The organism is Polaromonas sp. A23 (assembly GCF_002001015.1).
Taxonomy (GTDB): Bacteria; Pseudomonadota; Gammaproteobacteria; order Burkholderiales; family Burkholderiaceae_C; genus Polaromonas.
Genome location: NZ_MUNO01000004.1, coordinates 38,075 through 51,025, shown reverse-complemented (window position 1 = coordinate 51,025; position 12,951 = coordinate 38,075). Strand labels below are relative to the sequence as shown.

Genomic DNA, 12,951 nt, shown 5'->3' with positions numbered 1-12,951 from the left:
TGTTCACCCGCGCTCGTCGTGCACCAGCTCGAAGCTCACACCGCCCAGCCAGGTTTTGGTGAGCGCGCCGCGGTCTTCGGTATGCACGCTGCGTGACTCAACAAACTCCACACCCCGCTTGCCAAGCTCAGCCACCGTCGCCAGCACATCCGCCGTGCCCAGGCCAACGCGCTGCAGGGCTTCGTCGTCCTCCACGTCCAGCACGCCGGCTTCAGGCTCGATCAACTGGATGTAAAAGCGCGAGGCCGGCGGGCACGGGCTTTGCAGGATTCGCCCCTTGGGCAGGATGCCAAAGCGCTGCTCGGGCGGTAGTTCGCTGAAGCCGAGCAGCTCGCGGTAAAACTCCGTCCAGTCTTCCGTGCGGTCATTGCCGATGTATTGCACAACGCCGAAAAAATGCAGGCCAGCGATGGCCGGCGGCTGCGGGTCCACGCCAGGGATCGGCACGAAATCCACGTCGTAGATGGAAAACTTGTCGTGGCGATCAACAAAATAAATGCGACTGGTTCCAACGCCATGGATGGCCGGAATGTTGAGCTCCATCACCTCCACGCGCGAAGGCACGGCCCAGGCGCCGCGGTCCAGCGCACGGCGATAGGCGGCCGCGGCATCCCGCACGCGCAGCGCCACAGCAGCCAGCACGGGTTTGCCTTCCGACGCTGCGGCGCCGGCGTCAGGCGCGGCCGGGAGATGGGCGTTGACAATCACATTGATGGCACCCTGCCGGTACAGCAGCACCTCGCGCGACCGGTGCCGGGCGATCGGGCGAAAGCCCATCATCTCCAGCACCTGGCCCAGCGCCTGCGGCCGCGTGGTGCTGTATTCGATGAATTCGATGCCGTCCAGCCCGAGCGGGTTGGTGGCCGGGGTGATGGACTCCCGATCGACGGTGCTTGTCTGGTTTGGGGTGTTCATGGCTGTCTCCGGTGCTTGCAAAAATCAGGATGCAGTCGCCACAGGCAATGCCTGAACAGCGCCAGGCACATGGCCGCCGCCCAGGAAAAGCCGCTCGATATTGGGATCGGCCAGCAATTCGGCAGCGGGCTTGTGCAGCACCAACTGGCCAGCCTCCAACGCAATCGCGTCATCAGAAATTTTCAGCGCGCTTTTGACGTTTTGCTCCACCATCAGCACCGTGGTCCCCTGGGAGGCCAGTTTTTGCAGCAGCTTGAAAACGTCCTGCACCACCAGGGGCGACAGGCCAATCGAAGGCTCGTCGATCAGTAACACCTTGGGGCGCATGAGCAAGGCGCGGCCGATTTCCAGTTGCTTCTGCTCACCGCCCGAGAGGGCCGAAGCCTGCGAGTGAATGCGTTCCTTCACCCGGGGGAAAAACTCCAGCACTTCGGGGATGCGTTCGTGGGTGGTCTTGGTTCCGAGGGTGATGCCGCCCAGCTCCAGGTTTTGAAACACCGTGAGTTGGCCAAACAGGTTGCGGCCTTGGGGAACGAAGGCGATGCCCTTGGCCAGCAGTGCTTTCTGTGTAGCGCCGCTGATGTCTTCACCCTCCAGCAGCACGCGACCTTGCCGCGGCTTGAGCAGGCCGAACAGTGTTTTGAGCACCGTGGACTTGCCAGCGCCGTTGGGGCCCAGCAGCAAGGTGATGGAGCCGCGCCTGACCTGGAAGGACAGGTTGTTCAGGATCATGAAGTCCTTGTAGCCGGCCACCACGTCGTCGAATTCAATACAAATGTCGTTGGCCATGTCAATTCCCTAAATAGGCGTCTAAGACCTCTTTGTTGGCGCGAATTTCGGCCGGTGTGCCAATGGCCAGAACCCGCCCTTCCACCATGACCATGATGCGGTGGCACAGGTCCATCACAAAGTCCATGTTGTGCTCAATCACCACGAACGAGCCCCTGTGGGTGCGATTCAAGTCCTTGAGCAGTGTCGAGATGCCGCCTACCAAGCTGGGGTTGACCCCCGCGCAGGGTTCGTCGAGCAGCACCAGGTCCGGCTCGGCCATGAAGGCCATGGCAATGTCGACCAGTTTTTGCTGGCCGTAGCTCAGCGTGCCGGCCAGACTATCCGCCACGTGACGAATGCGGAACTGGTCGATCAGCGCATCGGCCTTCTCGCCCAGGCCGGAGTCCGGCGGCGCAAACATGCGGCCAAACATGGAGCCGGTGTGCTCCTGTGCGGCCACGATCAGGTTGTCGCGCACCGTCATCTTGCCAAACACCTGCAGCGTCTGGAAGGTACGGCCCACACCGCGGCGGCTCAACTCCAGCGGCGACAGGCCGGTGATGTTCTTGCCGTTGAGTTCAATCGAACCCGCGTCGGGGCTGATTTGCCCCAGGACGCTGTTGAACATGGTGGTTTTGCCGGAGCCGTTGGGCCCGATCACGCCAAAGATTTCGCCCGGCATGACTTCAAAGGAAACCCCGCCTACCGCCTGGATGGCGCCGTAAGCTTTCTTGAGGCCGGTGACCTTGAGTACGGGGGCCATCATGATCCACCTCCGACCTTGCTGGCGGCCGCTGCACGCGCTGCCGAAGCCAACCGCGCAGCGCGTTTGGCGCGGATGCGGTCGGGAATGCTGAGCAGCCCGTCGGGCAGCCAGACCATGAGCAGCACGACGGCTGTGCCGAACATCGGCAGATACCAGTTGGAAACCAGAGGCACGTCGCGCAGCCATTCCGGCAACACCACACCCACCCCGGCGCCAATGACGGGTCCGAGGAAATAGCCGGCGCCGCCGACCACCACCATCAAATACATCATGATAGAAGCCGCCACGGTAAAGGGCCCGGGCTCGATGAACTGCACCAGCGAGGCGAACAGCGCACCGGCGACGCCGGCGTAGGCCGCGCCGATGGCAAAGCTCAGCAGCGTGTAGTTGCGGATGTCCACCCCCAGGCTTTCGGCCCGGATCGGGTTGTCGCGCAAGGCCTTGAAGGCTTTGCCCCAGGGCGATCGCAGCAGGCCCCACAGCAAGGCCGACAAAACGAGTGTGACCGCCAGCACAAAGTAATAGTAGGGACGGTTGCCTTCCAGCGAATAACCAAAAAGCACGGGCCGCGCAATATTGTTGATGCCGAAGGTGCCGCCGGTGAGCCACTCTTCGTTGCGCATCACCAGCCAGACGGCGGTGTTGAACCCGAGCGTGGCAAAAGCCAGGTAAATAGCCTGCACCCGCAGTGCCGGGAAACCCAGGGCCAAACCCACCGCAAAGCAGATCAGCGCAGCCGTCGGCAAACCCAGCCAGAAGCTCATTCCCGCCTTCATCATGATGGCCACGGTGTAGGCGCCTATGCCAAAGAAGGCGGCATGGCCTAGTGATTTTTGACCGGCATAGCCAATGGTCAGGTTCAGACCCATGATGGCGATGATGAAAATCAGCCAGTAGGTCAGCAGGTAAATGCCATAGTTTTTCAGATACTGCGGCACAACGAACACCAGCAAGGCGCCCAACAGGGCCACGGCCAGCGCGGTTTTGTGGTTCAGGAGCTTCATACCTTGCGCTCCTCTTTTTTGCCCAGCAGGCCTTGCGGTTTGAATAGAATCACGACCATGAAGATGATGAGGGCGACGGCGTCCTTGTAGGCCGGCGACAAATAGGCGGCCGCGAGGTTTTCACACACGCCCACAATCAGCCCGCCCAACAGGGCGCCGCGCGAGTTGTTGAAGCCGCCGATGATGGCGGCAAAAAAAGCCTTGGTACCCAGCCCCTCGCCCATGTCAAATTTGGCGAGGTAGGTGGGCGTGACCAGCAGAGCCGCGGCCACCGCCAGCACGGCATTGATGGCAAAGGTATACAAAATCATGCGCGGCACATTGATGCCGAGCACCGAGGCGCTTTCGGTGTTTTGCGCCACCGCCTGCATGGCACGGCCGGTGACGGTTTTGGCCAGAAAAGCCTGCGTCGCCATGACAATCACCAGAGCCAGGCCAAAAGTGCCCACGTCCTGCAGCGTCACCGTGACGCCCGCAATATCGAACAGCTTGTCGGCAAACAGGCTGGGGAAAGGATGGGCCTCGGCGCTGTAGCCGGCGCGCACGCCGTTACGCATGGCAATCGACAAGCCGATGGTTGCCACGACGATGGGCATCATGCCGAACTTGAAAAGAGGATCCACCACGCCGCGCTTGAAAACCCAGCCCAGCAGCAGCACCGCCAGCAGCACGGTAAGCACAAAGCTCACCAGCATGGGCGCACCCAGCGAGATGAAGCCGAGCAGCATGAAGGCCGGCAGCATGACAAATTCGCCCTGGGCGAAATTGATGGTGCCTGAGGCTTGCCACAGCAAGGTAAAGCCAAGGGCCGCCAGCGCATAAATGCTGCCAGTGGCCAGGCCTGAGAAAAAGAGTTGGAGAAAGTCTGTCATGGGAAGGTCCGTTCAGGCTACCGTCGATTTTTTGCAGCGAGAGGACCTTTGTCGCCTCGCCACCGCTGGCCGGCCCGCAGGGACCAGCCAGCACGCCGGATTATTTTTTTGCAGCTGGTTTCGCGGCAGGTTTTGCGGCGGTCTGCGGCAGCGCAGCTTTGACCACATCACGCGTTGCCACACCGAGCGGCGGCACCATGTCGACCACTTCCTGCTTGCCGTTTTTGACCTCGACGATGAAGCTCATGCGGTCCAGGTCACCCTTGTTGTCGAACTCGGTGTACATCAGGGCGCCGGGGTATTTGTCGGTGTTGACTTTCAGGCCCTTCATGGCCACGGCCACAGCCTTACGGTCGAGCTTGCCGGCTTTTTCAATGGCGGCCTTGAGCATGTACACGCCCGAATAGCCTTTCATGCCGTTATGGTCGGAGATGTATTTGTATTCTTTTTCAAACTTGGCGCGGAAAGCCCGTACAGCCGGTATCGGCGCATCCACGGTGAGCCCCACGTGAGCAATGGCGCCATTGGCTGCCTCACCGGCCAGCTCAATGACTTTCTGTCCGGTCAGCGTGGTCTCGCCGATGATGGGTTTTTTCCAGCCTTGTTTGCGCAACTCGCGCAGCAGGCGCGCCGACTCTTCTTCATTGGTATAGGCAAACACCGCGTCGGCATCGCTCTGCTTGGCGCGCAGCACGGCAGCCGAAAAGTCGACCTGGCTGGGCTCGGTTGAAATCTCCGCCAGGATCTTGGTCGGTGAGTCAGCCAATGCCTTCCTGATCATGTCCATACCGCCCTTGCCGAAATCGTTGTTGACATAAATGACCGCAACGCTTTTGAGCTTGGCCTGGTCGGTCATGTAGCGCGCCACCTTGGGCATGGCGGTGGCCTGGGTGAAGCTGGTGCGAAAGACATAGGGGTTGCCTTGCATCGTGATGCTGGCCGCCTCGCCGCCGGTGAAATTGGGCACTTCGGCGCGGCGCGACTCGGCCATGCTCACCATGATGGAGCCGGAGAACACCGGTCCGAAAATGGCAAAAGCATCGTCATCAATGGCTTTTTGCGTCAGGCCCTTGGCAACACCGGGATTGCTCTGGGTGTCTGCCGTGGTGGTTCGGAACTGCTTGCCCAGGACGCCACCTGCAGCATTGATCTCCCTGACCGCAAGCTCGACACCGTTCTTGAAGTTGGTGCCGGCAGTGGCGCCGCCGCCGGAGAGCTCAACAATGTTGGCGATCTTGATCACGTCTTGTGAAAAACCGGTGCTAGCCCCCAGTGCGAGCGCACAAGTAGCTATTAATTTGAGAGCGAATCGTTTCTTCATGGTTGTCTCCTCTAGGGGTTTAAAAGTCAATGCAATGCGAGTCGTGAATCCCCGACTCCTGGGACTGAAACAGGCTTATTGGCACCGCGCCTGATCTCGCCCGCCATCTCGGCGGGATAGAGGTACTCGCGGATAAATGTGGCGTCCTCGCGCACGGCTTGCGCTGCCTCGGCATAACCGAAAAAATCAAGATAGTCCGGCGCCTGCTGGATCAGCATTTCAAAGCCGGGTTGTGCCACCAGCCGGCGCGCGCGGACGGCGCGAAGCAGAGGCGTTGGCTGGTTTTTCATCAGAATATCCAGCACGGCGGCGTGGGGCGCCAAACGCGACACATCGCAGGGCAAGGGGTCGGTGGCACGCAGGCCCAAGGGAGAGGCATTGATCACCAGGTCAAAAGGGGCCGGGTCGCTGCTGCCCACGGCAGCAACCAGGGCGCCGTCCGGCGCTTCGGCCATGATGCGCAAAGCCACCTGTTGCGCTTTGCCCGGCACTGGGTCGTAGAGCGCTATTTCTGCCGGCGCGCTGTCGCCCGCAATGGCCAGCGAAGCGGCAATCGCCGAGGCACCGCCGCCGGCGCCCAGGATCAATACCCGCTTGCCGGCGTAGGCCACACCAAAATAATCCAGCGACAAGACAAAACCCTTGCCGTCAAACAGACCGCCCTCGAGCTCACCCTGGCTGTTGCGGCGGATGCCGTTGACGGCGCCGGCCACACGGCCATAGTCATTGCATTTCGACAGCAGGCCCATGACCAGCGACTTGTGTGGAATGGCGAAAAACATGCCCTTGATGTTTTTGGCGAGAAAGGCGGTGCGAACAAAAGCCTCGATATCCCCGGCCGTGACATGCACAGGCACCAACACGGCATTGATGCCCAGAGTTCTGAAGATCAGGTTGAATACTTCCGGCGCCCGCACCTGCTCCACCGGATCGCCGGGGATCAAATAAACATCGGTGGTGCCGTTAATGGTGGAAAGCATGTCGTCAAAGGGTTAAACGTTCGATAATCAATCAATTAATTCAATTTCGATGAACTTTAGTATTGAAGAATGGGATTTGAAAGTCGGTTTATTCGATAGTTGATCGATCATCGACCATAATTGATCGATCATCGATCAAAACAAGGGTTTCACCCCGTATAGCCCACGCACCTCTGCTTGAATACTTGAGCCCATGCCGACTCCTGCTGCGCACGCTCCTTCCGCACCCGCTCTCGACAAACGGGACTGGATCGCTGGTCTTGAAAAAGGCCTGTCCGTCATTGAGTGTTTTGACGATGCCAACCCGCGCCTGACTGCCAGCCAGGCCGGTGCGCGCTGCGGCATGACACGCACCGCGACGCGGCGCTATCTGCTGACACTGGAACACCTGGGTTACGTCGCCAGCGACGGCAAGCTGTTCTGGCTGACACCGCGCGTGCTCCGGCTGGGGCAGTCTTACCTGGAGTCGGCACGGCTGCCACGCATCGTGCAGCCCTTCCTGCAAAGGGTGACCGCCGGCACTCAGGAAAGCGCTTATGTCAGCGTGATGGACGGCGACGACATCGTCTACATTGCACGCAACGGCTCCAACCGCGCCATGAACACCGGCTACGTCCTCGGCTCGCGGGTACAGGCCCAAGTCACGGCCGCCGGCCTGCTGATGCTGTCGCTGCGCGAGCCCGGCTGGCTGGAAAACTGGCTGGGCACCCACGAACTCAAGGCCTACACCTCCTTCACCATTTCCAGCAAGGAGCGCCTGCGCATTGAGCTGGCGCGCGTGCGGGCCCAGGGCTGGGCCATCTCCGAGCAGCAGCTCGAACTCAACTACCGCGGCATTGCCGTACCGCTGCGCGACCGGCATGGTGAGGCGGTAGGCGCCCTGAGCGTGACCATGCCGATGAGCCACGAATCCAGCGAAGAGGCTGTTGCCCGAGTGCTGTCGGTGCTTAGGGAAACCGCACAGGCAATGCGCAACCTGATCTGACGGCGCCGCGCTGGATGCGCTATTTATTTGACAGCTATCCACGCCCGTTCCTGCTGGGCTGGTGGCCGATTTCAATAACTCAGACGTGCAACCGAGCGTAGCTGCTCGGGTGTGGCCGTGCCGAAGCCAAAAAATTCCAGGTAGGCCGGAATCTGCTCGAACAGCATGTCCGAGCCCACCTGCACGCGGCAGCCGCGCGCTGTGGCAGCGGCAAGAAAAGCCGTCATCTCGCTTTTCATCACTACCTCGCCAACAAACGTCGATGGCGCAATGCGTGAAACATCCATGGGCATGGCATCGCCTTCGTTCATGCCCAGAGGGGTGCCGTTGACCACCAGGTCAAAACCCGCAGGATCGCGCGAGCCGGTGCCGACCTTCAACGCCGGATAGTGGCGACGCAAGCGCCCGGCGAGCGCCTCTGCCGATGCTTCATCCACATCAAACAAGCTCAGGGCCGCGACATGCGCAGCCGCCAGTGATGCAGCAATGGCAGAGCCCACGCCTCCGCAGCCCACCACCAGAGCGCTTGCGCCCTCCAGCGTCAGGCCCTTGCGCACCACGCCGCGCACAAAACCTTCGCCATCGAACATGTCGCCCTGCAACTGGCCTGCGGGCCCCAGGCGCACGGCGTTGCAGGCGCCGGCAATGGCCGCGGCGGGCAGCACTTCGTCGACCAGCGCAATGGTGCTGACCTTGTGCGGCATGGTAATCAGTGCGCCGCGGATGTTACTCAGCCGAAAAACCGAGCGCAAAAAGTCGGGATAGTCCTTGGCTTCGCACGCCATGGGCACAACCACGACATTGACGCCTGATTTTTCAAACCAGGGGTTGTAAATCATGGGCGCCTTGAAGGCGTGCGTCGGGTACCCTATGTGGGCGATCAGCCCGGTATGGCCATTGATCATTTTGACGCCACCTGTGCGGCCGAAACACCTGCGCGCAGTGCCAGCAGATAGCTCTCCACGCCAAAGCCGCATATCTGGCCTTTGACGATTTCGGCAAAAACAGACACATGGCGGAACGCCTCCCTGGCGTGGATGTTGGACATGTGCACTTCAACGACGGGACAGGTCAGGATGGCCAGCGCATCGCGGATGCCGTAGCTGTAGTGGGTCCAGGCGCCGGCGTTGATCAACACGGCATCGACCCCGTCAGTGAAGCCTTGGTGGATGCGCTCACACATCTCGCTTTCACTGTTGGTCTGGAAATTTTCCACTTCGGTGCCGAGTTCCCTGCCCAGAGCCTGCAGTCGGGTATTGATCTGCTCCAGCGTGATCGTGCCGTACTGCGCCGGATCACGCTTGCCGAACATGTTGTGGTTGATACCGTGCAACATGAGTATTTTCATGAGATGTCTTTCATTGTTTAATCACCCAGCGGCCAGCCGGCAGACAGGACGACCCGTCCTGGCTGCCTTGCCCATCACCTTGGTCCTTGGTGACAGGCGTAGACAGGGCGTAGTGAACCGATCATCCCGGCGCGCGCCGGGATGAATACTCCGCTTACTTGCGTGCCTTGGCCAGCTCGGCCATCATTTCATTAACTGTGGACTCGCCCACACCGGCGGAGTACTTGGCAATCACCGGTTTCATCTTCTCGCGCAGCTTGGCCGTTTCAGCGGGCGGAAGTTCGGTGACCTGCATGCCGGCCTTCTTGAGTGCCTCGAGCGTGGCGCCGGCGGCGTCGCGTGAGGTCTGGCGCTGGTATTTGCCGGCTTCGATGGCGGCGTCGCCCAGCAGTTTTTTCTCGTCGTTGGTCAGCGTGTCCCAGAACTTCTTGCTGACGATGACCGACTGCGGGTTGTACACGTGGTTGGTCAGGGTCAGGTGTTTCTGGACTTCGGGAAACTTGTTGGCCAGGATGGTGCTCAGCGGGTTTTCCTGTCCGTCCAGTGCTTTCGATTCCAGGGCGGCGTACACCTCGGGGAAAGCCATGGGCGTGGGATTGGCATCCAGTGCCTTGACCCAGTCCAGGTTGATGGGGTTGGGGATGACGCGGATCTTCAGGCCGGCCAGGTCTTCCACCTTGTTGATAGCGCGCTTGCTGTTGGTCATGTTGCGAAAACCAAGCTCCCAGTAAGCCAGACCCACAATGCCTTTTTCCTGCAGCTTGTCATGCAGCTTCTTGCCGAAGGGGCCGTCCACCACGGCATCGGCTTCCTTCGCATTGGCGAACAGGAAGGGGAAGTCGTAAATCGCGAACTCCTTGACCTGGCTGGCCATGATGCCGGAGTTGAGAACCACCATTTCAATGGTGCCGCCCTGCAGCCCCGACACGTTAGGGGCATCGCCACCCAGCACGCCGCCCGGGAACAGGTTGACCTTGATCTTGCCGCCCGACTTGGCGGCAACAATCTCGGCAAACTTCTCCATGCCCATCACGATGGGATGGCCCTTGGGGTTCTGGTGGGCAAACTTGATCGTGTGCTCCTTGATGTCCTGTGCCGCGGCCAGGCCGAAGGTCGCCAAAGCGGCAGCCGCCACCAGGGTTTTGATCATCAGACGTTTCATTGTTGTCTCCTTGGGAAAAACTCAAAGTACGCAAAAGGTGAAGGTGCAGGGCACGGCGTACCAGACACGCCCTGCACCATGGAAATCACGCCCGGTGCCGGGCTCTCCGATACATGAAGCAACGGGCTTGGGAGAACATGTTCAGCCGTAAAACCAGCGGGCCGGCACCATGACAATCTGCGGAAACAGCACCATCAGGAACATGATCGAAAACTGGGCCACCATGAAGGGCCAGACGCCCCGGGTGACTTCGTCCATGCTGACCTTGCCCACGCCGGCAACGGTGTTGAGCACCGTGCCCACCGGCGGTGTGATCAGGCCGATGGCGTTGTTGATGATGAACAGCACGCCGAAGTAAACCGGGTCGATACCGGCGGCCTTGACGATAGGCATCAGCACCGGTGTCAGGATGAGGATGGTCGGAGTCATGTCCATCGCCGTGCCCACCACCATCACCAGCACCATGATGGCCATCATCAACAGCTTGGGGCTGTCCAGCAGTGGCTGCAGCAGCGTCACCACCTGCGCCGGCAACTGTGCCACCGTGATCAGCCAGGCCGACACCATGGCCGCCGCCACCAGGAACATGATCACCGCGGTGGTCTTGGCTGCGGCCAGGAACAGGCCGTACAGCTGGCTGAGCTTGAGTTCCTTGTAGACCACCGTCGAGATCAGCAGCGCATACACCGCCGCAACCACCGCCGCTTCGGTGGGCGTGAACACGCCGAACTTCAGACCGACCACCACGATCACCGGCAGCACCAGCGCAAAGGTGGCGTCCCTGAATGCGGCGACGACTTCGGCGCGGGATTTGCGCTGCGGCACGGCCACGTTTTCCTTGCGTGCAACGTACCACCAGGTGGCCCACAGCGCTGCGGCGAGCATGATGCCGGGAGCGATGCCGGCCATAAACAGCTTGGAGATCGACACGTTCGCGGCCACCCCGAAGATCACGAAGCCGATGCTGGGCGGAATGATGGGCGCGATGATGCTGGCCGAGGCCAGCAGGCCGGCGGAGCGCGCCTTGTCGTGGCCCGCTGCCACCATCATGGGCAGCAGCAGCGCCGACAGCGCTGCCGCATCGGCCACGGCCGAGCCGGACAACGCAGCCATCATCACCGCCGCTACGATGGCGACATAACCCAGGCCACCCTTGACGTGGCCTACAAGCGTCAAGGCGAAATTGACGATGCGGCGCGACAGGCCGCCCGCGTTCATGACTTCCCCTGCCAGCATGAAAAACGGCACGGCGAGGAGCGGAAAACTGTCAGCGCCGTTGATGACGTTCTGCGCGAGAATTTGCGCATCGAACATGTTGAGGTGCCACATCAGTGCAGCGCCGCACAGCAGCAGGGAAAAAGCAATGGGAATGCCCAGCGCCATGGCGGCAAGCAGGGAACCGAGGAAGATGGCGATGGTCATGCGAAGTGCTCCTGCGGTTTAGCGCACAGGTGTTGAGGAAGCGTGCGGCACGTCTTCCGATTCGCGAATGCCGACCAATTCACTGTCGGCCAGCTGCCCGGTTAGAAGCCGCCAAAGATCCCTGAGCAGAATCACTGCGCCGGAAACGGCAAACACCAGGCCGCAGCCATAAAACAGGGCCATGGACACTTCCATTGCCGCGCTGGTGGAGTCCCAGTTGATCTTCACCTGGTCCAGCGTTCCCTTGAAAAGCAGCCAGCAGATAAACAGCATGCACACATGCCCCAGTCCCAGGCAGATCTTCTTGCCAAGCACCGGCAGGCGAGCCACCAGTGTGTCGGTGCCCAGATGGGCGCGTTCGTTGAGAGCCACGATAGCGCCCAGAAAAGTCAGCCACACAAAAAGCCAGCGCGACAGCTCTTCAGACACCGAGATGCCGGAGTTGAAGGCGTATCGCAGCACCACGTTGGTGAAGACCAGCACCACCATCACGGCCAGGCTGGCGGCCATGAGCAACGACAGGAACTGGCAGTACTTGTCTATCAATTTCTGGATCACGGTTTGTCTCCTGCTGGCGCTACTAATGGCGCCTTGAATCCATAATGTACGAACTAGTTAGTTTCTACAAATCAGTAAATACCCTAGGCCGCTATCGAATGCGGCTATATCTGGCGAAACGAGCGGCGGTGGCAGCCTCAGGCGCGAACGAAACGCACAAACATCTCGATAACGCTGTCCCTGCGGGCAGCGAGGGCCTGCGGCGAGTTCGCATCGAGCTTGAAGATCAGGCCAAAGGTGTGCTGGTTGGACACGTTGAAGAAGGTCAGCGCAGAAATTGATGCGTGAATGTCGATGGGATCCAGCCCCGGGCGAAACACCCCGGAAGCCACGCCGCGGTCGTACAGGTTGCGAATGGCCTGGATGGCGGGCACGTTGAGCTCCTGGATGCTTTTGCTTTGCGCCAGATAAACGCCGCGCTCCATGTTCTCGGACATCACCAGCCGGACGAAGTCGGGGTTGCCGTAGTGATGGTCGAAGGTAAAACCGACCAGGCGGCGCAGAGCTTCTTCCGGCGGCAGGTCTTCCAGATGCAGCTCGCCTTCGATGCGGCGCATGCGGCGATAGGCCTCCTCGAGCACCGCGATGTACAAGCCCTCCTTGCTGCCGAAGTAGTAGTAAATCATGCGCTTGCTGGTGCGCGTGGCCGCTGCAATCTCGTCGATGCGGGCACCGCTCAGCCCCTTGCTGGCGAATTCCGTGGTCGCCATCTCCAAAATCCCGGCCATGGTCCGGACCGGATCGTTGGTGCGGGTGGTTGCTTTCCCCGACACTGCCTTGCTTACGGGTTTTGCCTCGCGCCGGGAATGTACTGACTGGTTCATTTCGGCAGTATAGGCGCCAAGAG

At 60.6% G+C, this 12,951-nt stretch carries 14 protein-coding genes; 1 reads left to right on the top strand and 13 read right to left on the bottom strand.

Annotation, left to right across the window (positions count from 1 at the left end; translation table 11 throughout):
* Positions 1–3 precede the first annotated feature (3 nt).
* From B0B52_RS01080 to B0B52_RS01050, 7 genes are all read right to left on the bottom strand, one after another.
* Positions 4–915 (bottom strand): 4-hydroxyphenylpyruvate dioxygenase, encoded by a 912-nt coding sequence (locus B0B52_RS01080; RefSeq protein WP_077591757.1) that lies wholly within the window; start codon positions 913–915, stop codon positions 4–6.
* A gap of 24 nt (positions 916–939) precedes the next feature.
* Entirely contained in the window at positions 940–1,704 is a 765-nt protein-coding gene (locus B0B52_RS01075) for an ABC transporter ATP-binding protein (protein ID WP_077591756.1), read from the bottom strand.
* Position 1,705: 1 nt separating this feature from the next.
* Complete coding sequence (locus tag B0B52_RS01070; RefSeq protein ID WP_174575459.1) at positions 1,706–2,452, bottom strand: ABC transporter ATP-binding protein; 747 nt, start codon at positions 2,450–2,452, stop codon at positions 1,706–1,708.
* Positions 2,449–3,456, bottom strand: coding sequence for a branched-chain amino acid ABC transporter permease (locus B0B52_RS01065; RefSeq protein WP_077591755.1), 1,008 nt, complete (start codon positions 3,454–3,456; stop codon positions 2,449–2,451). Before B0B52_RS01065 ends, B0B52_RS01070 begins: the two co-directional genes overlap by 4 nt.
* The gene (locus B0B52_RS01060) at positions 3,453–4,328 is read right to left on the bottom strand and encodes a branched-chain amino acid ABC transporter permease (protein WP_077591754.1); all 876 of its coding nucleotides are present in this window, start codon (positions 4,326–4,328) and stop codon (positions 3,453–3,455) included. Before B0B52_RS01060 ends, B0B52_RS01065 begins: the two co-directional genes overlap by 4 nt.
* A gap of 100 nt (positions 4,329–4,428) precedes the next feature.
* A complete protein-coding gene (locus B0B52_RS01055) occupies positions 4,429–5,649 on the bottom strand; it encodes an ABC transporter substrate-binding protein (RefSeq protein ID WP_077591753.1) in 1,221 nt (406 codons plus the stop codon).
* A gap of 26 nt (positions 5,650–5,675) precedes the next feature.
* The gene (locus tag B0B52_RS01050) at positions 5,676–6,629 is read right to left on the bottom strand and encodes a shikimate dehydrogenase (RefSeq protein ID WP_077591752.1); all 954 of its coding nucleotides are present in this window, start codon (positions 6,627–6,629) and stop codon (positions 5,676–5,678) included.
* Between the two features lie 193 nt (positions 6,630–6,822).
* Here B0B52_RS01050 and B0B52_RS01045 point away from each other — a divergent pair, with 193 nt between their 5' ends.
* On the top strand, positions 6,823–7,614 hold the full coding sequence (locus tag B0B52_RS01045) for an IclR family transcriptional regulator C-terminal domain-containing protein (protein WP_077591751.1): 792 nt from the start codon (positions 6,823–6,825) through the stop codon (positions 7,612–7,614).
* A gap of 71 nt (positions 7,615–7,685) precedes the next feature.
* On the opposite strand, the gene B0B52_RS01040 is transcribed toward B0B52_RS01045, so the two are convergent.
* The 6 genes from B0B52_RS01040 to B0B52_RS01015 all read right to left on the bottom strand — a co-directional run bounded on the left by B0B52_RS01040 (position 7,686) and on the right by B0B52_RS01015 (position 12,928).
* Entirely contained in the window at positions 7,686–8,519 is an 834-nt protein-coding gene (locus B0B52_RS01040; RefSeq protein WP_077591750.1) for a shikimate dehydrogenase, read from the bottom strand.
* Positions 8,516–8,962 carry a type II 3-dehydroquinate dehydratase gene (aroQ, locus tag B0B52_RS01035; protein WP_077591749.1) on the bottom strand — a complete coding sequence of 149 codons (447 nt, stop codon included), beginning with the start codon at positions 8,960–8,962 and terminating at the stop codon, positions 8,516–8,518. Before aroQ ends, B0B52_RS01040 begins: the two co-directional genes overlap by 4 nt.
* Positions 8,963–9,116: 154 nt before the next feature.
* Complete coding sequence (locus B0B52_RS01030; RefSeq protein WP_077591748.1) at positions 9,117–10,124, bottom strand: TRAP transporter substrate-binding protein; 1,008 nt, start codon at positions 10,122–10,124, stop codon at positions 9,117–9,119.
* A gap of 141 nt (positions 10,125–10,265) precedes the next feature.
* Positions 10,266–11,546 carry a TRAP transporter large permease subunit gene (locus B0B52_RS01025; protein ID WP_077591747.1) on the bottom strand — a complete coding sequence of 427 codons (1,281 nt, stop codon included), beginning with the start codon at positions 11,544–11,546 and terminating at the stop codon, positions 10,266–10,268.
* An 18-nt stretch (positions 11,547–11,564) separates the two neighbouring features.
* Complete coding sequence (locus B0B52_RS01020) at positions 11,565–12,104, bottom strand: TRAP transporter small permease (RefSeq protein WP_174575458.1); 540 nt, start codon at positions 12,102–12,104, stop codon at positions 11,565–11,567.
* Positions 12,105–12,241: 137 nt separating this feature from the next.
* On the bottom strand, positions 12,242–12,928 hold the full coding sequence (locus tag B0B52_RS01015; protein WP_077591746.1) for a TetR/AcrR family transcriptional regulator: 687 nt from the start codon (positions 12,926–12,928) through the stop codon (positions 12,242–12,244).
* Positions 12,929–12,951 lie beyond the last annotated feature (23 nt).

Excerpts from the sequence above, each read along its gene's own strand:
- B0B52_RS01080 (WP_077591757.1), bottom strand. The coding sequence starts at position 915 with ATGAACACCCCAAACCAGACAAGCACCGTCGATCGGGAGTCCATCACC.
- B0B52_RS01075 (WP_077591756.1), bottom strand. The coding sequence starts at position 1,704 with ATGGCCAACGACATTTGTATTGAATTCGACGACGTGGTGGCCGGCTAC.
- B0B52_RS01070 (WP_174575459.1), bottom strand. The coding sequence starts at position 2,452 with ATGATGGCCCCCGTACTCAAGGTCACCGGCCTCAAGAAAGCTTACGGC.
- B0B52_RS01065 (WP_077591755.1), bottom strand. The coding sequence starts at position 3,456 with ATGAAGCTCCTGAACCACAAAACCGCGCTGGCCGTGGCCCTGTTGGGC.
- B0B52_RS01060 (WP_077591754.1), bottom strand. The coding sequence starts at position 4,328 with ATGACAGACTTTCTCCAACTCTTTTTCTCAGGCCTGGCCACTGGCAGC.
- B0B52_RS01055 (WP_077591753.1), bottom strand. The coding sequence starts at position 5,649 with ATGAAGAAACGATTCGCTCTCAAATTAATAGCTACTTGTGCGCTCGCA.
- B0B52_RS01050 (WP_077591752.1), bottom strand. The coding sequence starts at position 6,629 with ATGCTTTCCACCATTAACGGCACCACCGATGTTTATTTGATCCCCGGC.
- B0B52_RS01045 (WP_077591751.1), top strand. The coding sequence starts at position 6,823 with ATGCCGACTCCTGCTGCGCACGCTCCTTCCGCACCCGCTCTCGACAAA.
- B0B52_RS01040 (WP_077591750.1), bottom strand. The coding sequence starts at position 8,519 with ATGATCAATGGCCATACCGGGCTGATCGCCCACATAGGGTACCCGACG.
- aroQ (WP_077591749.1), bottom strand. The coding sequence starts at position 8,962 with ATGAAAATACTCATGTTGCACGGTATCAACCACAACATGTTCGGCAAG.
- B0B52_RS01030 (WP_077591748.1), bottom strand. The coding sequence starts at position 10,124 with ATGAAACGTCTGATGATCAAAACCCTGGTGGCGGCTGCCGCTTTGGCG.
- B0B52_RS01025 (WP_077591747.1), bottom strand. The coding sequence starts at position 11,546 with ATGACCATCGCCATCTTCCTCGGTTCCCTGCTTGCCGCCATGGCGCTG.
- B0B52_RS01015 (WP_077591746.1), bottom strand. The coding sequence starts at position 12,928 with ATGAACCAGTCAGTACATTCCCGGCGCGAGGCAAAACCCGTAAGCAAG.